Annotated in this window: 18 protein-coding genes; 6 read left to right on the top strand and 12 right to left on the bottom strand. The window is 61.4% G+C overall.

Features of this window, described 5'->3' with window-relative positions:
• Positions 1–93: 93 nt before the first annotated feature.
• The 3 genes from RSO67_RS17290 (at position 94) to RSO67_RS17280 (ending at position 2,503) form a co-directional block, all read left to right on the top strand.
• Positions 94–726 carry a carboxymuconolactone decarboxylase family protein gene (locus RSO67_RS17290; RefSeq protein ID WP_315839860.1) on the top strand — a complete coding sequence of 211 codons (633 nt, stop codon included), beginning with the start codon at positions 94–96 and terminating at the stop codon, positions 724–726.
• Positions 727–810: 84 nt separating this feature from the next.
• Complete coding sequence (locus RSO67_RS17285; protein WP_315839859.1) at positions 811–1,809, top strand: tyrosine recombinase XerC; 999 nt, start codon at positions 811–813, stop codon at positions 1,807–1,809.
• 103 nt (positions 1,810–1,912) lie between these two features.
• The gene (locus RSO67_RS17280; protein ID WP_068730131.1) at positions 1,913–2,503 is read left to right on the top strand and encodes a DUF4337 domain-containing protein; all 591 of its coding nucleotides are present in this window, start codon (positions 1,913–1,915) and stop codon (positions 2,501–2,503) included.
• A gap of 4 nt (positions 2,504–2,507) precedes the next feature.
• Here the strand turns inward: RSO67_RS17280 and RSO67_RS17275 are convergent, their stop codons facing one another.
• From RSO67_RS17275 to RSO67_RS17245, 7 genes are all read right to left on the bottom strand, one after another.
• Positions 2,508–3,401: an alpha/beta hydrolase gene (locus tag RSO67_RS17275; RefSeq protein ID WP_315844285.1), complete on the bottom strand. Its 894-nt coding sequence runs from the start codon at positions 3,399–3,401 to the stop codon at positions 2,508–2,510.
• Between the two features lie 27 nt (positions 3,402–3,428).
• A complete protein-coding gene (locus RSO67_RS17270) occupies positions 3,429–3,959 on the bottom strand; it encodes a hypothetical protein (RefSeq protein ID WP_315839858.1) in 531 nt (176 codons plus the stop codon).
• Positions 3,960–3,997: 38 nt separating this feature from the next.
• Entirely contained in the window at positions 3,998–5,401 is a 1,404-nt protein-coding gene (gene lpdA / locus RSO67_RS17265) for a dihydrolipoyl dehydrogenase (RefSeq protein ID WP_315839857.1), read from the bottom strand.
• 45 nt (positions 5,402–5,446) lie between these two features.
• A complete protein-coding gene (locus RSO67_RS17260; RefSeq protein WP_315839856.1) occupies positions 5,447–6,193 on the bottom strand; it encodes an SDR family oxidoreductase in 747 nt (248 codons plus the stop codon).
• A 122-nt stretch (positions 6,194–6,315) separates the two neighbouring features.
• A complete protein-coding gene (odhB, locus tag RSO67_RS17255; protein WP_315839855.1) occupies positions 6,316–7,560 on the bottom strand; it encodes a 2-oxoglutarate dehydrogenase complex dihydrolipoyllysine-residue succinyltransferase in 1,245 nt (414 codons plus the stop codon).
• Between the two features lie 116 nt (positions 7,561–7,676).
• Positions 7,677–10,634 (bottom strand): 2-oxoglutarate dehydrogenase E1 component, encoded by a 2,958-nt coding sequence (locus tag RSO67_RS17250; protein ID WP_315839854.1) that lies wholly within the window; start codon positions 10,632–10,634, stop codon positions 7,677–7,679.
• A 174-nt stretch (positions 10,635–10,808) separates the two neighbouring features.
• Positions 10,809–11,492 (bottom strand): TetR/AcrR family transcriptional regulator, encoded by a 684-nt coding sequence (locus RSO67_RS17245; RefSeq protein WP_315839853.1) that lies wholly within the window; start codon positions 11,490–11,492, stop codon positions 10,809–10,811.
• A gap of 236 nt (positions 11,493–11,728) precedes the next feature.
• On the opposite strand from RSO67_RS17245, the gene RSO67_RS17240 reads away from it, so the two are divergent.
• The 3 genes from RSO67_RS17240 (at position 11,729) to RSO67_RS17230 (ending at position 14,482) form a co-directional block, all read left to right on the top strand.
• Complete coding sequence (locus RSO67_RS17240) at positions 11,729–12,271, top strand: OsmC family protein (RefSeq protein WP_315839852.1); 543 nt, start codon at positions 11,729–11,731, stop codon at positions 12,269–12,271.
• Positions 12,272–12,338: 67 nt separating this feature from the next.
• Positions 12,339–13,478: an acyl-CoA dehydrogenase family protein gene (locus RSO67_RS17235; protein WP_315839851.1), complete on the top strand. Its 1,140-nt coding sequence runs from the start codon at positions 12,339–12,341 to the stop codon at positions 13,476–13,478.
• A gap of 125 nt (positions 13,479–13,603) precedes the next feature.
• A complete protein-coding gene (locus RSO67_RS17230; RefSeq protein ID WP_315839850.1) occupies positions 13,604–14,482 on the top strand; it encodes a sulfurtransferase in 879 nt (292 codons plus the stop codon).
• Between the two features lie 130 nt (positions 14,483–14,612).
• Here RSO67_RS17230 and sucD read toward each other — a convergent pair whose 3' ends face one another.
• The 5 genes from sucD to thpR all read right to left on the bottom strand — a co-directional run bounded on the left by sucD (position 14,613) and on the right by thpR (position 19,864).
• Positions 14,613–15,497, bottom strand: a complete 885-nt coding sequence (gene sucD, locus RSO67_RS17225) for a succinate--CoA ligase subunit alpha (RefSeq protein ID WP_093757749.1) — start codon at positions 15,495–15,497, stop codon at positions 14,613–14,615.
• A 4-nt stretch (positions 15,498–15,501) separates the two neighbouring features.
• Positions 15,502–16,698, bottom strand: a complete 1,197-nt coding sequence (sucC, locus tag RSO67_RS17220; protein WP_089263274.1) for an ADP-forming succinate--CoA ligase subunit beta — start codon at positions 16,696–16,698, stop codon at positions 15,502–15,504.
• Between the two features lie 206 nt (positions 16,699–16,904).
• Positions 16,905–17,870, bottom strand: a complete 966-nt coding sequence (gene mdh, locus RSO67_RS17215; protein ID WP_089263276.1) for a malate dehydrogenase — start codon at positions 17,868–17,870, stop codon at positions 16,905–16,907.
• Positions 17,871–18,077: 207 nt separating this feature from the next.
• Positions 18,078–19,262: a cell division protein ZapE gene (zapE, locus tag RSO67_RS17210; RefSeq protein ID WP_315839849.1), complete on the bottom strand. Its 1,185-nt coding sequence runs from the start codon at positions 19,260–19,262 to the stop codon at positions 18,078–18,080.
• Positions 19,263–19,327: 65 nt separating this feature from the next.
• A complete protein-coding gene (thpR, locus tag RSO67_RS17205; RefSeq protein WP_231078692.1) occupies positions 19,328–19,864 on the bottom strand; it encodes an RNA 2',3'-cyclic phosphodiesterase in 537 nt (178 codons plus the stop codon).
• Between the last annotated feature and the right edge of the window lie 192 nt (positions 19,865–20,056).

Below are 20,056 nucleotides of genomic sequence, written 5' to 3'. Positions count from 1 at the left end.
GGCTGGACCAGTGCCGGCCGTGTGGCCCGGTCTTATGACCGATGGGCCGCCACGACAATAAAACAAAAACAATAAGCCAAAGGGAGACCCTTCATGGGCCACAGGCTCGCCGGGGCAATCGCCTCATTCGTCATGTTTTCTGCGGTCGTGATACCTGCGCTGGCGCAGGACCGGATGCCGCCGATCCCGGCCGACAAATACACCGAAGCGCAGAAGAAGGCTGCCGAGGAGTTCTCCGGCGGCCGGGGCTATGAAGTCCGAGGCCCCTTCGTGCCGCTGATTCGCAGCCCGGAAGTGATGCTCCGCGCCAAGGCGATGGGCGATCATCTCAGGTTCAAGAGCGTACTGGCGCCGCGGCTCAGCGAAATGATCATCCTGATCACCGCGCGCGAATGGACCCAGCAATATGAGTGGGTTGCGCATCATGACATCGCGATCAAGGCCGGCCTGCGCAACGACATCGCCGATGCGATTGCAGATGGTCGGCGGCCGGCGGGCATGGCCGAGGACGAAGAGGCCGCCTACGACATGTCGATCGAGATCCAGCGCACCAAACGCGTGAGTGATCCGACCTGGAACAAGGCCGTTGCCAAATTCGGCGAGCAGGGCGTCATCGATCTGCTCGGGATCAACGGCTATTACACCTTCCTGGCCATGGCCATGAATGCAGCGCGAACAGGCCTCCCGGCCGGCGTCGCGGAGCCCCTGAAGCGGTTCCCGGACTGACGATGCCGGCGGTTCACCAAAGTGAAACGAGCGGGGTGTGATAATCTCCGCCCGTTCGCGTGCCGCGAACTGCAAGGCATCCCGATGGCCAAGCTTTCCGACAAGAAACCAGCCGAAGCCAAATCAGGTGGGCCAGCGCCGATCGACCTCATCTGTGCGGATGCCGACGTCTCGCTGCAAATGACGCGCTGGCTGTCGCATTTGCGTGCCGAGCGACGGCTGTCGCCGAAGACGCTGGAGGCTTATGCGCGCGACGTCCGGCAGTTTCTGACATTTCTCGCCGAACACTGGGGCGCGCTCCTCTCGCTGCCACGTTTCGCCAAGCTCGAGGCCAGCGATATCAGAGCCTTCATGGCGGCACGGCGCAGCGATGACATCGGCGGCCGCTCGCTGATGCGGGCGCTGGCTGGTCTGCGTTCATTCGGGCGATTTCTGGAGCGTGAAGGCAAAGGCAACGTCGGTGCGCTGTCAGCGATACGCGCGCCCAAAATCGGCAAGAGCCTGCCGAAACCGTTGCAGATGGTCTCGGCCAAGCGCCTCGCCGACGCCGACGAGCGCGCCGGCGAAAACCGCGATCCATGGATCTGGGCGCGGGATGCCGCGGTGATGGCGCTGCTCTATGGCTCGGGCCTGCGCATCTCCGAGGCGCTTGGCCTCAAGCGGCGCGACGTGCCGGCACCTGGTGCCGGTGACGTGCTGATCGTCAACGGCAAGGGTAACAAGACCCGTATGGTACCCGTGTTGCATAATGTGCTCGAGCTTATCGCCGACTATGCGGCGCAGTGTCCGCACCCGCTGCCCGCCGAAGGGCCGATGTTTGTCGGTGCGCGGGGCGGCCCGCTCAGTCCTCGGATCATCCAGTTGACCATGGAGCGGATGCGCGGCGCGCTTGGTCTGCCCGACAGCGCCACGCCGCACGCGCTGCGCCACTCCTTTGCCACCCATCTGCTGACTCGCGGTGGTGACCTCCGCGCGATCCAGGAATTGCTCGGCCACGCCTCGCTGTCGACCACGCAGATCTATACCGGCATCGACACCGAGCGGCTGTTCGAGGTCTACAAAACCGCACACCCGCGAGCGTAGGGTCAGGCAAACCCCAGCTGTAGTAGAAGTGTCATGAGCTGCCCCTTGCGAAGTCGCCGCGGTTCGGTCAAATCGACACATCGACCAACCGGAGGGGATTACGATGGGCGCGCACGAAAGTATGGAGCACGCGGAGCATGCCGAGCATGCGTCCGGCTCGAACAAGAATATTGCACTGCTGATTGCCGTGATCGCGCTGTTTCTGGCGTTCTCGGAAACCCTCGGCAAGGGCGCGCAAACCGAATCCATCAGCAAGAACGTCGAGGCATCCAACCTCTGGGCGTTCTTCCAGGCCAAAAGCATCCGCCGCACCGTCGTTCAGGCGACGTCGGATCAGGCTAGACTCAGCCTTGGCCTGATGGGTGACGATGCCGCCAAGGCCGCATTGTCCAAGCAGATCGACGACTGGAAGAAGACAGCGGATCGTTACCGCTCCGAGCCGGAGACTGGCGAAGGCTCCGAACAACTCGCCGCCCGTGCCAAGGAAGCCGAGCATGCGCGCGACCTCGCAATGGCGCGTTATCATCACTATGAAGTGGCCTCCGCCGCATTCCAGATCGGCATCGTGCTGGCATCGGCCACGATCATCACCGGCATGATCGCGCTGGCCTGGGTATCAGGTGCACTGGCGATTGCCGGCGTCGCCTTCACCGCGATCGGCCTGTTCGCGCCGCATGCGGTTCATCTCATGTAACGACTTAAGTCGAAGCGGTCCGGCATAGCTGCAGGACCGCTTCGGCAAACGCGTTGGGCGCTTCCTGTGGTACATTGTGGCCGACGCCGGAGATCACACGGCGCTCATAGTGCGCCGTAAAATACTGGCCGTGATTCTCCGAACCTTTCACCGGCCCCACGCCGTCATCAGCGCCGTGCAACACAATGGTCGGAACATCGATCTTCGGCTGCGTTGTGAGTTGCGTTTCCAGGAAAGCATAATTCGGATCGCCGGCGACGCTGCCGGTACGGTGCATGTAGGAATGTACGACGACTTCAACGAAATCGTCATTGTCGAAAGCCGGCGCTGACCGTTCGAAGGTTTCGTCGTCGAATGCCCAGCTGGGCGACCACATCTTCCAGAGCAGTTTGGCTAGTGCGTCGCGGTTCTGGATCAGGCCGTTGCGGCCGCGTTCGGTATGGAAATAATACTGATACCACTGTCGCGCTTCCTGCTCGGGAGCGAATGGCCGCGTCGCATTCGTCAGGTCCTGTATATTGTAGCCGGTGCAGCTGACGAGGCCGTGTACGCGTTCGGGCCATAGCGCAGAGACGACGCAGGCTGCGCGTCCGCCCCAGTCATAACCGGCGACGACAGCCTTGCCGATCCGCAGCGCGTCCATCAGCTCCAGTAGATCCTGTCCGAGCGCAGCCTGTTGCCCCGAGCGGATGGTCGCGCTGGAAAGAAACCGCGTTGGCCCATAGCCACGCAGATAGGGCACGATGGTGCGGAAGCCGGCGGCGTTGATGACGGCGACCGCGTCGTCATAGCCTCTGATGTCGTATGGGAAGCCGTGCATCAGCAGGACCGGAAGGGCGCCGTCCGGGCCGCTGTATTCATAGGCGATGTCGAGAAGGGGAGTTTGGATGCGTGCCAGTTCAGCCAAGTCGCTCTCCGTTTAAGCCTACCGCGCCGAATGCGCCCGATGACGCAGCCGTTGTACCAGCCGCATCCAGCGCGATGATGAATTGGAGCGGAACATCGCCATCGCTGCCTTGATTCTTGCAGTCACAGGCGCGACCAATTCGCCGGCCCGGCGGCGGATGTCGAGAACGAATTCGTAGAGCTTCCGAAACCAGTTCATCTGCAACAGCTTCGGCCGTGTCACGTCGAAGATGAACGCGGCGACGCCGACGCCAAGAAACTTGCTGAACACGATGAGCGCGAAAGCGCTGATCCAATACTGATGCATAAGTAGCCAGGCGCCGGCCAGTTTCAACGGAAACAGCAGGATCGCCGGAATAACAAACACGACCAGCGTCAACATTGGCGACAGCCGGGCGATTCGCGCGGCGAGCCATTCCTTGAAAGCGCGCAGCGGTATCGCTGCAACGAAGCGCGCGACGACCGGTTCGAGATGATCCCACAGCCACGCTTCGATCAGGAAGATCAAAGCGAGGAAGAACCAGAGCGGCTGCAGCACGCGTCGCATCATGGTGTTCGTCTCCCAGCCGGCGTCGCGCCGGCCGTGACTCACATATGGATAGCGCGCTTGGCTACTGCAAATGCAGCTTCCTTCACCGCCTCGGAGCGGGTCGGATGGGCATGGCACGTGCGGGCCAAATCTTCGGCGGAACCGCCGAATTCCATCAGCACGCAGGCCTCGTGGATCATTTCGCCGACTTCGCGGCCGATCATATGCACGCCGAGCACGCGATCGGTCTTCGCATCTGCGAGAATCTTCACAAAACCATCGGTGGTCTGGTTGACCTTGGAGCGGCCATTGGCCGTGAACGGGAACTTGCCGACATTGTAAGCGATACCGGCAGCCTTGAGCTCTTCCTCGGTCTTGCCGACGGCGGCGACTTCCGGCGTGGTGTAGACGACGCCCGGGATCACGTCATAGTTCACATGACCGGCCTGGCCGGCGAGAAGCTCGGCGCAGGCAACGCCTTCGTCTTCCGCTTTGTGCGCCAGCATCGGGCCGGCGACGACGTCGCCGATCGCGTAGATGCCCTTCACGTTGCTCGAGAAGTGATGGTCGATCTTGACGCGACCGCGTTCATCGAGCTCGACACCTGCCTCCTTGAGGCCAAGCGCTTCGGTGTAAGCCACGCGTCCGATCGCCACGAGAATCACATCGGCTTCGATGGATTCGGCAGCGCCGCCCGCGGCTGGCTCGATCTGCGCCTTCAGTTTCTTACCCGACGTATCGACGCCGGTGACCTTGGCACCGAGCTTGAAGGTCATGCCCTGCTTCTCGAGCATGCGCTGGAACTGCCTGGCGACTTCGCCATCCATGCCGGGCAGGATACGGTCGAGGAATTCCACCACGGTGACTTCGGCGCCGAGGCGGCGCCACACCGAGCCAAGTTCGAGGCCGATCACGCCGGCGCCGACCACGATCATCTTCTCCGGCACCTTGTCGAGGGATAGCGCGCCGGTCGACGACACGATGCGCTTCTCGTCGATCTCGATGCCCTTCAACTTCGCGACGTCAGAGCCGGTAGCGATGACGATGTTCTTTGTCTCCAGCGTCTGGGCCTTGCCGTCAGCGCCGGTGACTTCGACCTTGCCGGTGCCGAGCACACGGCCGGTGCCCATCACGACATCGATCTTATTCTTCTTCATCAGGAATTCGACGCCCTTGACGTTGCCGTCGATGCCCTGCTGCTTGAAGTTCATCAGCGCCGGCAGATCCAGCGTGGGCGCCGAGACCTTGATGCCCATTTTGCCGAAGGAGTGGCCGGCTTCCTCAAAAAGCTCCGACGAATAGAGCAAAGCCTTCGAAGGCATGCAGCCGATGTTCAGGCACGTACCGCCCAGCGTGCTGTTCTTCTCGACGACGGCGACCTTCATGCCGAGCTGCGCCGCGCGAATCGCGCAGACATAACCACCGGGTCCGGTGCCGATAACAACGAGGTCGTAAGAAGCCATGATGCAGTCCTGTATTGTCTTCAGATGATGTGGGGTGTCAGGGCCTCAGCGGCCACCGGACACGTCGAGAATGGTGGATGTGACGTAGGAAGCGTCCTCCGACAGCAACCAGACGATGGCATTGGCAACTTCATCCGCAGTACCGACGCGTTTCATCGGGACGTTGACGGAAAGACGATGCGCGCGATCCGGCTCGCCGCCTGATGCGTGGATATCAGTATCGATCAAACCGGGCCGAATGCCGGCAACGCGAATCCCTTCGGCTGCGACTTCGTATCCCAATCCGATGGTGAAGGAATCGATCGCGCCCTTCGACGCGGCATAGTCGACATAGGTGTTGGGCGCACCCAGTTTGGCGGCTACCGATGACAGATTGACGATGACGCCACCCTTGCCGCCATGCTTGGTCGACATCCGCTTCACGGCTTCGCGGGCGCAGAGAATGCTTCCGGTGACATTCACCGTCATCATGTTGGCGATGCGTTCGGCAGTCATCTGATCGACGCGGATGGAAGGGCCGACGATGCCGGCATTGTTGATCAGGGCGCCGAGAGGACCAAAGGCGTCCGCTGCCTTGAACAGCGCAAGAATGTCAGCCTCGGAGCCGACATCGCATTTCACCGCGATGGCCTTGCCGTTGGTCGCTTCGATCTTCGAAACGACCTCGTTGGCGGCGGCTTCGTTGCTGGCAAAGCCGACCACGACCTTGAACCCGCGTGCCGCGGCCTTGAGCGCCGTTGCGCGGCCGATACCCCGGCTACCACCAGTGATGATGATGACGCTATCGGTCATGTCCTGCTCCAGCTTCGCTGAGGTGCCAAGACTTCAGGTATCGAGGCTTCGGATATCAAGGCTTCTTGGTCATCAACCGGCAGCGTCTCCGCTACCGGCTGATAATAGTGAATAAGGAGAGATCAGAGATCCAGAACGAGACGGGCCGGATCTTCCAGGCTTTCCTTGACGCGGACGAGGAAGGTCACGGCTTCCTTGCCGTCGATCACGCGGTGATCGTAGGACACCGCCAGATACATCATCGGACGGATCTCGATCTTGCCGCCGACCACGACCGGGCGTTCCTGGATCTTGTGCATGCCGAGGATGGCCGACTGCGGTGCGTTCAGGATCGGCGTCGACATCAGCGAGCCGTAGATGCCGCCATTGGTGATGGTGAATGTGCCACCCTGCATTTCGTCGATCTTGAGCTGGCCGTCGCGGGCGCGCTTGCCGAAATCCGCAATGGTTTTTTCGATGTCGGAGATCGACTTGGTATCGCAGTCGCGCACCACGGGAACGACGAGGCCCTTGTCAGTGCCGACGGCAACGCCGACGTGATAGTAGTTCTTGTAGATCAGGTCGGAGCCATCGATCTCGGCGTTCACGGCCGGAATATCCTTCAGCGCCTGCACGCAGGCCTTGGTGAAGAAGCCCATGAAGCCGAGCTTGGTGCCGTGCTTCTTCTCGAACACATCCTTGTACTGCGAGCGCAGCGCCATCACGTTGGTCATGTCGACTTCGTTGAAGGTCGTGAGCATCGCGGCGGTGTTCTGCACGTCCTTGAGACGGCGCGCGATGGTCTGACGCAGACGCGTCATTTTCACGCGCTCTTCGCGGGCAGCATCGTCAGCGGGTGACGGCGCGCGTACCTGCACGGCGGCGGCAGACTGATTGATCGGCGTCGGTGCTGACGCAGCCTTTTCGATCGCAGCGAGCATGTCGCCCTTGGTCACGCGGCCATCCTTGCCCGAGCCGGGGACGGTGGCGGCATCGATGCCGCTCTCTGCCGAGATCTTGCGGACCGACGGCGCCAGCGGCGCATCGACGGGTGCGGACTTCTGAGCGGGAGCAGGCGCAGCAGCGGCAGGTGCAGCGGCCGGAGCCGGGGCAGCGGGCTTCGCGGGAGCAGCAGCCGGTTTGGCGCCACCGGCACCATCGGTGATCTGGCCGAGCAGTGCGCCGACAGCGACGGTCTCGCCATCCTTGGCAACGATTTCGCCGAGTACGCCAGCGGACGGCGCGGGCACCTCGATCGTGACCTTGTCGGTCTCGAGTTCGACCAACGGCTCGTCAACGGCGACGGCATCGCCAGCCTTCTTGAACCAGCGGCCGATGGTGGCTTCCGTCACGGATTCGCCGAGCGTGGGAACGCGAATTTCAGTCATTGTCTATTTCCTCTTGTGGCGTGGCGACCCGCTCGGTCATCCCTGCCTGAACTTGAAATCAATGGGAATATGCGAATGCCCCGCGGGTGCGGGGCATTCGCCAACAGAATGGAGGCTTAGCCGAGCGCTTCGTCGAGGAAGGCCTTGAGCTGGGCGAGATGCTTGGACATCAGGCCGGTGGCGGTCGCTGCCGAAGCTGCGCGGCCGGCGTAACGCGGACGCTTGTGGGTGGCGTTGATCTGGTTGAGCACCCATTCAAGATACGGTTCGATGAAGTGCCAGCCGCCCATGTTGCGCGGCTCTTCCTGACACCAGACGAATTCCGCACCCTTGAAGCGGGTCAGCTCCTGCACCAGCGTCTTCAGCGGCACCGGATAGAGCTGCTCGATGCGCATCAGGTAGACATCGTCGATGCCGCGCTTCTCGCGCTCCTCGTAGAGGTCGTAATAGACCTTGCCCGAGCACAGCACGACGCGACGGATCTTGTTGTCGGCGGTGAGCTTGATCTTCTCGTCCGGCAGCTTCTCCGCATCGTCGAACAACACGCGGTGGAACGAGGTGTCGGCACCGAGTTCGCTCAGCTTCGACACCGCACGCTTGTGGCGCAGCAGCGACTTCGGCGTCATGACGATCAGCGGCTTGCAGATCTCACGCTTCAACTGACGACGCAGCATGTGGAAGTAGTTGGCCGGAGTGGTCGGATAGACCACCTGCATGTTGTCTTCCGCACACATCTGCAGGAAACGCTCAAGGCGTGCGGAGGAATGCTCCGGGCCCTGGCCTTCATAGCCATGCGGCAGCAGGCAGACGAGGCCCGACATACGCAGCCACTTGCGTTCACCCGAGGAGATGAACTGGTCGAACAGCACCTGTGCGCCGTTGGCGAAGTCGCCGAACTGCGCTTCCCAGATGGTCAGCGCCTTCGGCTCGGCCAGCGAGTAGCCGTATTCGAAGCCGAGCACGGCTTCTTCGGACAGCAGCGAGTTGATGACCTCGTAGTGACCCTGGTCGGGCTTGAGGTGGTTGAACGGCGTGTAGCGGCTTTCGTCTTCCTGGTCGAACAGCACCGAATGGCGCTGCGAGAAGGTACCGCGCTCCGAGTCCTGGCCGGACAGCCGGACATGGTGGCCTTCTTCCATCAGGGTACAGAATGCCAGTGCCTCGCCGGTCGCCCAGTCGATGCCTTCGCCACTGTCGATCGCCTTGGCGCGGGTGTCGAGGAAACGCTGCACCGTGCGGTGAACGCGGAAACCATCGGGCACCTTGGTGATCTTGGCGCCGATCTCTTTCAGCGTCTTGACGTCGACGCCGGTCACGCCGCGACGGGGATCTTCCTCCTGGTCGGCATATTTGAAGCCGGCCCACTTGCCGTCGAGCCAGTCAGCCTTGTTCGGCTTGTAGCCGGCGCCGGCTTCGAGCTCGGCATCGAGACGGGCGCGCCAGTCGGCCTTCGCCTTGTCGACTTCGCCTTCGGTCATCACGCCATCGGCGATGATGCGCTTGGCATAGATATCCAGCGTCGACTGATGCGCGCCGATCTTCTTGTACATCACCGGCTGGGTGAACGCTGGCTCGTCGCCTTCGTTATGGCCGTGGCGGCGATAGCAGAACATGTCGATGACGACAGGCTTGTGGAACTTCTGCCGGAACTCGATCGCGATCTTGGCGGCGAACACCACCGCTTCCGGATCGTCGCCGTTCACGTGGAAGATCGGAGCATCGATCATTTTCGCGACGTCGGACGGATAGGGCGACGAACGGGAGTAACGCGGATAGGTGGTGAAGCCGATCTGGTTGTTGACGATGAAGTGGATCGAACCGCCGGTGCGATAGCCCTTCAGGTCCGACAGCGCGAAGCATTCCGCGACCACGCCCTGACCTGCGAAGGCCGCATCGCCATGCATCAGCAGCGGCAGCACGGAAATACGCTGGTCCGGCGGATCACCATTCTGGTCCTGCTTGGCGCGGACCTTTCCGAGCACCACGGGATCGACGATTTCAAGATGCGACGGGTTCGCCGTCAGCGACAGATGGATATTGTTGTTGTCGAACTCGCGATCCGACGAGGCGCCGAGGTGATACTTGACGTCACCCGAGCCTTCGACCTCGTCCGGATTGGCCGAGCCGCCCTTGAATTCATGGAACAGCGCGCGGTGCGGCTTGCCCATCACCTGGGTCAACACATTGAGGCGACCGCGATGTGGCATGCCGACGACGATGTCACGGACACCGAGGCTGCCGCCGCGCTTGATGATCTGTTCCAGCGCTGGGATCAGTGATTCGCCGCCGTCGAGGCCGAAGCGCTTGGTACCGGTGAACTTGACGTCGCAAAACTTCTCGAAGCCGTCGGCTTCGACCAGCTTCTGGAGGATGGCGCGGCGGCCTTCCGGCGTGAAGCTGATTTCCTTGTCCGGGCCTTCGATACGTTCCTGGATCCACGCCTTCTGTGCGCGGTTGGAAATGTGCATGAACTCGACGCCGAGGGTCTGGCAGTAGGTGCGCTGCAGGATCGCAACGATCTCGCGCAGCGTGCCGTATTCGAGGCCGATGACGTTATCGAGGAAGATCTTGCGGTCGTAGTCGGCATCGGTGAAGCCGTAGGAGCGCGGATCGAGCTCCTCGTGATCCTTCTGGCCTTCGATGCCCAGCGGATCGAGATTGGCGTGGAAATGGCCGCGCATGCGGAAGGCGCGGATCAGCATCAAGGCGCGCACCGAATCGCGGGTCGCCTGATTGATGTCGCCGGTCGGGGCGGCAGCACCGGGCTGCGCGGTCTTGGCGGCGAGCTTGGCGCCCATCACCTTCTCGACCTGGGCCCAGTTGCCGTCCATGGCGGAGGTCAGGTCGTCCTTGGGCGTCAGCGGCCAGTTGGCCTTCTCCCAGGACGGGCCTTCGGCGTTCTTTTGAACGTCGGCGGGCGAGTCCTTCAGGCTCTTGAAGAACTCCTGCCACTCGGCGTCCACCGAGGAGGGGTCCTTTTCGTAACGGGCATAGAGTTCGTCGATGTAAGTGGCGTTTGCGCCTTGCAGAAATGAGGAGAGTGCAAAGGCGGCGTTCGCGTCCTGGCGAGACATGATGGCGTCCTGATTTGGTATCGCGCGGAAATTTTAACGAGGGCTGATCCGGTTGCCGGACCATCCTAAAGTCGAGCGAGCTTCTACCCTATTTAATCCGAATGTGCGCCCTGAAAAGCACGAAGAACTGAATATTTCGTCAATTCTTTGTGCGCGAGATAATGTCCGCTGATTTCAGTCGACGACACTGAGGTCTTCCTTAGCCAAAGCGGCAGCGCCTCCTTGCAGTCCGGCGCGCCGGGTGCGGCGGATTTTGGGCGGTCCGCAGGCCTCGTCGAGCAGGGCATTGGCAGCCATACCGGCGGCGTCCGCGACAGTCGGATCGCGGGTCACCATGGCGGCGACAATGGCGCCGTCCATCAAGAGGCCGATCTGGTGCGCGAGAAAGTCCGGCTTCTTGGCGCCGGCGGCTTCAGCCAGTCCGGAGATGTGCTTGAGAATAAACGATTTGTGCCGGATCGTGATGTCGCGCAGCCGGGTCTCGTCCTTGGAGTGCTCGCCGACTGCATTGATGAAAACACAGCCATAATAGGTCTCTTCGGCAAACCAGCTCTTCAGCGCGGGGAAGATAGAATCCAGCTTTTCACGCGGGGTTTTGGCGCGTTCCACGGCTGCAATGAACCAGCCGCGCCAAGCCTCACTTTCCGCCTTGAGCACGGCGTCGACGAGATCGTCCTTCGATTTGAAGTTCTTGTAGAGCGTGGTTTTCGCCGTGCCGGCCTCACTGACGATGGCGTCTATGCCGGTGGCATTGATGCCATTCTTGCAGAACAGCCTTGTTGCCGCGTCCATCAGCCGCTCCCGCGGCGTTACCTGCGGAACATTGCTTTCGACAGCCTGCGGCATCGCATCAGTCATGCCCTGTCATATGTCATGGCGCGCGCGGGGCGCAAGCGATCATCGGTTCCTGACCAATATTCGAGCGGGTAAATACGCTTTTGCCGCGCTAAGCGGCAGTTCAGCCTGCGCCCCATTTTGCGCCAATTGTGCAACTCGCTGATCCCATGATGATTTTCGCATCGGCCGACGCTGGCACGGTTTCTGCAAAGCTACAGAACGTTCTGTATCTTTCCAATTCCCAAGGGAGAAAACCAATGACTGCTGTTGCCGCAAAAACCGCCCTGACCGGCTGCCTCGCGCCGATTGACAAAGGCGGCCTCGAACAGCTGATCGCCAACGGCAAAGCTAATCCCAATGTCATCAAGACGCTGAAGTGCAAAACGGTGGCCGAGGGCAAGTTCCGCCACGCCAACTACATCCGCAACCTGCCGCCTTACATCGTCGATGAGCCGCCGGCGCTGCTCGGCGACGACACTGCGCCGAATCCGTCAGAGGCGTCATTGGCGGCGCTTGGCTCGTGCATCGCCGTCGGTCTGCACGCCAATGCCGTGCATCGTGGCTGGACCGTCAACAAACTCGAGCTGCAGCTCGAAGGCGATCTCAACATCACAGCTGTCTGGGGCACCGGCGATATCAGCGAGAAGCCGGTCGGTTTTACCGATGTGCGTATCAAGGTCGACATGGAATGCGAAGGCGTTCCGCAGGCCGAGATCGATGCGCTGATCATCCACGTCAAGAAGTGGTCGCCCGTCGCCAACACGTTTACGCGCCCAGTCAATCTCGAAGTCTCTGCCTGAATGTGAGTTAGCGCGGCCGCAGCGATGCGGCCGCAGTCTCTCTTCCTTGCGTGTGACGGAGATCGACATGACCACGACGGCAGTGCTGCGGAAATCTGACGATGTTGAGGTGACGGGCGACACGCCGTCGCTCGTTGAACGAATAGCTGCCGTCGCGCGCACCGATCTTTCGCCGATCGCTTTGGAGATCGATGAAGGCACGATCTATCCGGATCGGGCGCTACGTCATCTCGGCGATGTCGGTGCCTGGTCGGCACACGCGGATCTCGGCGAGACGATCGCGGGCATCACCACTATCGGCGAGACCTGCGGCTCCACGGCCTTCATGGCGTGGTGCCAGAACACGCTGGTCTGGTACATCCTCAACTCAGACAACGCCGCACTGAAGGCGAAGTATCTGAGCGATGCCACGAGCGGCAAGCTGCTTGGCGGCACCGGCCTCTCCAATCCGATGAAGAGCTTCTTTGGCATCGAGAAGCTCAAGCTGAAAGGTCGCCGCATTGATGGCGGCTATATCGTGCGCGGTGCTCTGCCATGGGTGTCGAATCTTGGTCCCGACCACATGTTCGGCACCATCTTCGAACTCGATGACGGCTCCGGCGAGAAGGTGATGTTCCTCGCCGACTGCGCAGACGAGAATCTCTCGCTGACGCCATGCAAGCCGTTCCTCGCCATGGACGGTACCGGCACCTACGCCGTGCAATTCCGCGATGTCTTCATTCCCGACGATCAGGTGCTCGCGGCACCGGCGATGCCTTTCGTGAAGAAAATTCGCGCGGGGTTCATCCTGATGCAGATGGGCATGGGCCTCGGACTGGTGCGCGATTGCGTTGCTATCATGGAGAGCGTCAAGCCGTCGCTCGCCCACGTCAATTGCTTCCTGCCGCAGCAGCCCGAGGATTTCGCGGGTCTGCTGGCGAAGATGGAAGCCGAGACGATGATGCTCGTCGCCACGCCCTTTGATACCAGCAATGCCTATTGGCGCAGCGTCGTCGAACTGCGTCTGCGCGCGGGCGATGCCGCCGTCGCCGCAGCACATGCAGCCATGCTGCATTGTGGCGCCCGTGGCTATCTGAAATCGCACCGCGCCCAGCGCCGGCTGCGTGAAGCCTATTTCGTGGCGATCGTCACTCCCGCCACCAAGCAGCTCAGAAAAATGCTCGCAGACAATGCGCGCGACTATCAGGGAGACCAGGGCGGGGCGTGATCCCGATCATGCAAATGAACCCGATTACGCGAACAGAAAGCGAATTGACTTAAGTCACGGCGAAACGACAGGCGATTCAGCACAAACGATTCAACAACGACGGTTCAACACAGTGGAGGCTTTCAATGGCTGAAGTTCTCATTTCCGCAGACGACCTCGTCACGTTCATGAAGTCAGAACCTTGTGTCATCATCGACACGCGCAATCCCGACGCCTATGCGGCCGGGCATATCCCCGGCGCCGTCAATCTCCATGAGATCTTTACGTTCCTCGCCACCTCGACGCCGGAAGGCATGGACGAGTTGAAGAAGAAGTTCGCCGAAGCGTTTGGCGGTGCAGGCCTCTCCGGCAGTGAGACGGCCGTGATCTACGAACAGTCGATGAATTCCGGCTTCGGCCAGTCCTGCCGCGGCTACTTTCTGCTGGAGTTTCTTGGCTATCCCAGGATCAAGGTTCTGCATGGCGGCTTTGAGGCCTGGACCATGAAGGGCCTGCCGACCACCACGGATGTTCCGACGCCGCCAGCAGCATCCTTCGCCATCAAGCCGGAAGCCGGTTCGATCCTGATCGATGCAGGCACCATGCAGGGCGCGCTCGGCAATCCGTCGATCGCCATCCTCGACGTGCGCGATGTCGACGAGTGGATCGGCGAAAGCTCGTCGCCTTACGGCAAGGATTTCTGCCCGCGCATGGGCCGCATTCCCGGTGCTGTCTGGATCGAGTGGTACCGCATGATGAAGCCGACATCGGAAGGTCCGCGCTTCAAGTCGAAGAACGAGATCCTCGCCGAATGCGCGACCGTCGGCATCACGCCGTCGACCACTGTCTATCTCTATTGTTTCAAAGGCGCGCGGGCGTCGAACACGTTCCTCGCGCTGAAGAACGCGGGCGTCGCCGATGTCAGGATGTACTTCGGGTCGTGGAACGAATGGAGCCGCGATACGAAGTATCCGATCGAGGAAGGTTTGCCGCTGGTTGGCGAGAAGCAGGCGCAGGCGGCGTAGAACTCCAGTGTCGTCGCCCGGCCTGGCGCTCACTTGCGCGCTTTGACCGGGCGATCCAGTCAGAGTGTCAAAACAAAAGGCCCGCTCTCACGAGCGGGCCTTTCTTATTCTCAGCGCTCTTGAGCTCAGCTTAGCCCTTCAGCACATCCACCAGCGTGGTGCCGAGGCGGGCCGGTGACGGCGAGACGCGGATGCCGGCGGCTTCCATGGCGGCGATCTTCGACTGGGCGTCGCCCTTGCCGCCCGAGACGATGGCGCCGGCATGGCCCATGCGACGACCGGGAGGTGCGGTGACGCCGCCGATGAAGCCGACCATCGGCTTCTTGCGGCCGCGCTTGGCTTCGTCCTTGATGAACTGCGCCGCGTCTTCTTCCGCCGAACCACCGATTTCGCCGATCATGATGATCGAGGTGGTCTTGGGGTCGGCCAGGAACATCTCGAGCACGTCGATGAATTCGGTGCCCTTGACTGGGTCGCCGCCGATGCCGACTGCCGAGCTCTGGCCGAGGCCGGCCTGGGTGGTCTGGAACACAGCTTCATAGGTCAGCGTGCCGGAGCGCGACAGGATGCCGACGCTGCCGGGCTTGAAGATGTTGGCCGGCATGATGCCGATCTTCGATTCACCGGCGGTGACGACGCCCGGGCAGTTCGGCCCGATGAGGCGTGACTTGGAGCCGGACAGCGAACGCTTGACGCGCACCATGTCGAGCACCGGAATGCCTTCAGTGATGCAGACGATCAGCGGGATTTCCGCATCGATCGCTTCGCAGATCGCATCGGCTGCGCCCGGCGGCGGCACGTAGATCACGGATGCATCGGCGCCGGTCTTGTCGCGGGCTTCGGCCACGGTGTCGAACACCGGCAGGCCGATATGTGTCGAGCCGCCTTTGCCCGGCGAAGTGCCGCCGACCATCTTGGTGCCGTAGGCAATCGCCTGTTCGGAGTGGAAGGTGCCGTTCTTGCCGGTAAAGCCCTGGCAGATGACCTTGGTGTTCTTGTCGATCAGGACGGACATCGGCTTACTTTCCCTTCACGGCGTTGACGATCTTCTGAGCGGCGTCGTCGAGATCGTCGGCGGGCAGAACGTTGAGACCGGATTCACGGATGATCTTCTTGCCTTCCTCGACATTGGTACCTTCGAGGCGGACAACCAGTGGCACCTGGAGGCCGACAGCCTTCACTGCGGCAACCACGCCGGCAGCGATGACGTCGCACTTCATGATGCCGCCGAAGATGTTGACCAGGATGCCCTTCACGTTCGGATCGGCAGTGATGATCTTGAACGCTGCGGTCACCTTCTCCTCGGAAGCGCCGCCACCGACGTCGAGGAAGTTGGCCGGGCTTTCGCCATAGAGCTTGATGATGTCGAGCGTAGCCATTGCGAGGCCGGCGCCGTTGACCATGCAGCCAATGGTGCCGTCGAGCGCGATGTAAGCGAGGTCATACTTCGATGCCTCGATTTCCTTGGCGTCTTCTTCGGTCGTGTCGCGCAGCGCGACGATTTCCGGGTGACGATACAGCGCGTTCGAGTCGAACGACATCTTGGCATCGAGGCACTTGAGTTCGCCCTGCTTGGAGATGATCAGCGGATTGATCTCCAGCATGTCCATGTCCTTGGCGATGAACGCGGTGTAGAGCTGGGACACCAGCTTCTCAGCCTGCTTGGCGAGATCGCCCTTGAGACCCAGCGCCTGAGCCACGGTGCGGCCGTGGTGGCCCATCACGCCGGTGGCCGGATCGACCGAGAAGGTCACGATCTTGTCCGGGGTGTTGTGCGCGACTTCCTCGATGTTCATGCCGCCTTCGGTCGAGACGACGAAAGCCACGCGCGAGGTCTCACGGTCGACGAGGAGGGACAGATAGAACTCCTTCTCGATGTCCGAGCCGTCTTCCAGATAGATCCGGTTGACCTGCTTGCCCGCGGGGCCGGTCTGTTCGGTCACGAGGGTCGCGCCGAGCATTTCCTTGACGAACTGCTTGGTCTCGTCGATCGACTTGGCGAGGCGGACACCGCCCTTGTCGCCGGCCGATGCTTCCTTGAACTTGCCCTTGCCGCGGCCGCCGGCGTGGATCTGGCTCTTCACCACCCACAACGGACCGCCGAGCTGCTTGGCGGCAGCTTCCGCTTCCTCGGCCTTGAGGATGGGCACGCCCTTGGAAACGGGCACGCCGAATTCCTTCAGCACGGCCTTCGCCTGATATTCATGGATATTCATAAGTTGCTCCCGAACCCCGGATGGTGAACTTGGAATTCACGTCATTTTCTTTGAACTGGCATACCGTATACCAAGCATGCTGCAAGTCAAAGCCGACGATAATTCCGCGTGACGGACGAATTGGCTGAGGGGTTCGTTGCAGTGTTTGCCAACGTCGTCAAATGCAAAACCGGCACCCAGAGGGTGCCGGTGAAGTGAGCTTGATCTTAGCCGAGCAGGTCGGGCGCGATCTTCTTGCAGGCGTCCATCAGGCCGACCACCGAAGCCACCGACTTGTCGAAGCCTTCCTTGTCCTTGCCGGCGAGTTCAATCTCGACGATGCGCTCGACACCCTTGGCGCCGATGACGACGGGAACGCCGACATACATGTCCTTGACGCCGTATTCACCGTTCAGGTGTACGGCGCAGGGCAGAACGCGCTTCTTGTCCTTGAGGTAGCTCTCGGCCATCGCGATGGCCGAAGCGGCCGGAGCGTAGAAGGCCGAACCGGTCTTCAGCAGGTTGACGATCTCGGCGCCGCCATTGCGGGTGCGGTCGACGATTTCGTCGATGCGGGCCTGCGAGGTCCAGCCCATCTTCACGAGGTCGGGCAGCGGGATGCCGGCAACGGTCGAATACTTGACCAGCGGAACCATGGTGTCGCCGTGGCCGCCGAGCACGAAAGCGGTGACGTCTTCGACCGACACGTTGAATTCATCGGCCAGGAAGTAGCGAAAGCGCGCAGAGTCCAGCACGCCAGCCATGCCGACGACCTTGTTCGCCGGCAGGCCGCAGGCCTTCTGCAGCGCCCAGACCATCGCATCGAGCGGGTTGGTGATGCAGATGACGAAGGCATTCGGGGCGTACTTCTTGATGCCTGCGCCAACCTGCTCCATCACCTTGAGGTTGATCGAGAGCAAATCGTCGCGGCTCATGCCCGGCTTACGCGGCACGCCGGCCGTGACGATGATGACGTCCGAACCTTCGATCGCCTCATAGGAGTTGGCGCCGGTCAGCTTGGCGTCGAAGCCGTCAACCGGCGAGGATTGCGCGAGATCGAGCGATTTGCCCTGCGGCACGCCTTCCGCAATGTCGAACATCACGACGTCGCCGAGTTCTTTCAGGCCAACGAGGTGAGCAAGTGTTCCGCCGATCTGACCAGAACCAATCAATGCGATTTTGTTACGCGCCATGGGAAATCTATCCTTTAAGCCCGAAGGGGTAGGGAGGGAGCAGGAAATGCTGACAGGCTGGTTATCCCTTTCGCGGACACCGTTCAAGTCGGGGCCTGCCCAATTGTCGAGCGCCGGCCTGCAATGCAAATTATTATGAGCAAACCGGAAATTGGAATCGCTCGCGAAAGTACCGATTCCGCTTTGATATCGATCCAAACGCGCGCGTCAGGTTTCGACCAGGCCCGTGGTGGCGCCTGACGCCGTGGAATCGCTGCGGCCATGGGGCAGGGCCAGATATGTTTCTGAACCCATCTCGAACAGCCGCGACGCGGTCCGCGCGAATTCCATTGCCTCGAAACCTTCGCTGGCCTGATACAGCGCGTGCGGTTCGCCGGCGGCTGAGGCCATCAGCTTCACGGCATTGTCATAGAGCGTGTCGATCAGCGCGATGAAGCGCTTGGCGGCGTTGCGGTCGCCGTAGTCCATCATCGGAATATGTTCGATGAAGAGCGTGTGATAGTCGTGCGCCAGTTTCAGATAGTCTGACGCGCCAAGCGGCTTCTCGCAGAGGTCCCCAAATGAAAACCGGGCCACGCCCTGCGCTTCCAGGGGAACACGCAGCGTGCGGCCCTTGATCGAGATATTGCGCGACTTTGCCGGTGCGCCGCCCGTGAGCTTTGCCCAAGCCTTGTCGAGCGCGGCCTTTGCTGCATCGTCGTCCGGCACCAGCCAGCTCTTTACGCCGGCCAGTTTTTCCAATCGATAGTCGGTGCGCGAATCCAGTTTGCGCACTTCCATATGCTCTTCGATCTGTTTGATGAATGGCAAAAACAGCGCGCGGTTGAGGCCGCCTTTATAGAGATTGACGGGTTCGACGTTGGACGTCGCGAAGACGACGGTGCCGAGTTCGAACAGCCGTGCGAACAGTCGGCCGAGGATCATCGCATCGGCGATGTCGGTGACGTGAAATTCGTCGAAGCAGAGGAGCCAGGCTTCGTCGAAGATCGAATTCGCCGTCAGCGCGATGACATCGCCGTCGGGGAGCTCGCCGCTCGCGATTTTCTGGCGAAAATTATAGATGCGCTCATGGGTGTCGGCCATGAACTCATGGAAATGAGCGCGACGCTTGTGCGTGACCGCGCTGGCTTCGAAGAACAGGTCCATCAGCATGGTCTTGCCGCGGCCGACCTCGCCATGGACGTAGAGACCGCGCGGCGGTTGCATATCCTTGTCGCCGAACAGGCGTCCGAAGAAGCCCTGCTTGCGCGGTGGCTTATAGGTGGACAGCGCAACATCGAGCGCCGCGATGGCCTCGACGGCGCCGGCCTGCGCCGGGTCAGCCTCGATAGCGCCGGAGGCTACGAGGGCTTGATATTGTTCGCGGAAGGATTGCGGAGGGCTGGACGACATGGGGCCCTAACGGCCCCATGCGCCCGGAAAATGCAAGATGCGAATTGGTCGAAGCGGATATGCGCTCATGCGCAGAGCGCGTAGGAATCCTCGACCAGATAAGGGCCGCCGCCCGTGGATGCCCGCGAGGAGAACAGTACGAAGCGCGAGGCGGTGAAGATCTTCGTCGGGAAGTAGCCACGCACCGAAAGATAGTCGGCGACGTCACGGTCGCAGGAATCGCGCAGCCGGGCCAGCGTGACATGCGGCGTGAATTTGCGGCCCTCGGGCTCGAGCCCGCAGCGGCGCACCAGCCGTTCCAGTTCGGATTGCAGTTCAAGCAGCGGACGGCTCGGATCAACCGAGGCGACGACAGCGCGGGGCTTCTTGCCGCCGAAGCTCGACAGGCCGCGCACCGCGACCTCGAAGGGTCGGCGTTCCACGCGCGACATCAGATCGGCGATTTCGTTGGCGGAAACGCCATCGATATCGCCGATGAAGCGAAGCGTGACATGATAATTTTCGGGATCGATCCAGCGTGCGCCTGGCAGGCCGCCACGCAAATTGGCCAATGTCTGGCCGATCTCGGCTGGTATCTCCAGTCCGGCGAACAAACGCGGCATAGTCAGCTCCTCTTTGCCGGGGCGCGATTTTCGCCGAAAGGTGCTGACTACGGTGTGCTTACGCACGCCCGCACCCCTCGGCGAAAATCATGCCCGAACAAACGAGCCGGTGACGAATCACCGATGTCTTTTTTTACCCGACTTCTGTGACTCTGCGAAGCAGATGCCGCGCTCGGTGCATGAAGGTTCCGT

Origin of the sequence: Tardiphaga sp. 709 (assembly GCF_032401055.1) — a bacterium.
Taxonomy (GTDB): Bacteria; Pseudomonadota; Alphaproteobacteria; order Rhizobiales; family Xanthobacteraceae; genus Tardiphaga.
Note: the sequence above shows the minus strand (reverse complement) of the source record. Positions and strands in the feature narration are given on the sequence as shown.

What these genes read in the sequence shown, in the direction of transcription:
- RSO67_RS17290 (WP_315839860.1), top strand. Translation starts at nt 94, where the DNA reads ATGGGCCACAGGCTCGCCGGGGCAATCGCCTCATTCGTCATGTTTTCT.
- RSO67_RS17285 (WP_315839859.1), top strand. Translation starts at nt 811, where the DNA reads ATGGCCAAGCTTTCCGACAAGAAACCAGCCGAAGCCAAATCAGGTGGG.
- RSO67_RS17280 (WP_068730131.1), top strand. Translation starts at nt 1,913, where the DNA reads ATGGGCGCGCACGAAAGTATGGAGCACGCGGAGCATGCCGAGCATGCG.
- RSO67_RS17270 (WP_315839858.1), bottom strand. Translation starts at nt 3,959, where the DNA reads ATGATGCGACGCGTGCTGCAGCCGCTCTGGTTCTTCCTCGCTTTGATC.
- lpdA (WP_315839857.1), bottom strand. Translation starts at nt 5,401, where the DNA reads ATGGCTTCTTACGACCTCGTTGTTATCGGCACCGGACCCGGTGGTTAT.
- RSO67_RS17260 (WP_315839856.1), bottom strand. Translation starts at nt 6,193, where the DNA reads ATGACCGATAGCGTCATCATCATCACTGGTGGTAGCCGGGGTATCGGC.
- odhB (WP_315839855.1), bottom strand. Translation starts at nt 7,560, where the DNA reads ATGACTGAAATTCGCGTTCCCACGCTCGGCGAATCCGTGACGGAAGCC.
- RSO67_RS17250 (WP_315839854.1), bottom strand. Translation starts at nt 10,634, where the DNA reads ATGTCTCGCCAGGACGCGAACGCCGCCTTTGCACTCTCCTCATTTCTG.
- RSO67_RS17245 (WP_315839853.1), bottom strand. Translation starts at nt 11,492, where the DNA reads ATGACTGATGCGATGCCGCAGGCTGTCGAAAGCAATGTTCCGCAGGTA.
- RSO67_RS17240 (WP_315839852.1), top strand. Translation starts at nt 11,729, where the DNA reads ATGACTGCTGTTGCCGCAAAAACCGCCCTGACCGGCTGCCTCGCGCCG.
- RSO67_RS17235 (WP_315839851.1), top strand. Translation starts at nt 12,339, where the DNA reads ATGACCACGACGGCAGTGCTGCGGAAATCTGACGATGTTGAGGTGACG.
- RSO67_RS17230 (WP_315839850.1), top strand. Translation starts at nt 13,604, where the DNA reads ATGGCTGAAGTTCTCATTTCCGCAGACGACCTCGTCACGTTCATGAAG.
- sucD (WP_093757749.1), bottom strand. Translation starts at nt 15,497, where the DNA reads ATGTCCGTCCTGATCGACAAGAACACCAAGGTCATCTGCCAGGGCTTT.
- sucC (WP_089263274.1), bottom strand. Translation starts at nt 16,698, where the DNA reads ATGAATATCCATGAATATCAGGCGAAGGCCGTGCTGAAGGAATTCGGC.
- mdh (WP_089263276.1), bottom strand. Translation starts at nt 17,870, where the DNA reads ATGGCGCGTAACAAAATCGCATTGATTGGTTCTGGTCAGATCGGCGGA.
- zapE (WP_315839849.1), bottom strand. Translation starts at nt 19,262, where the DNA reads ATGTCGTCCAGCCCTCCGCAATCCTTCCGCGAACAATATCAAGCCCTC.
- thpR (WP_231078692.1), bottom strand. Translation starts at nt 19,864, where the DNA reads ATGCCGCGTTTGTTCGCCGGACTGGAGATACCAGCCGAGATCGGCCAG.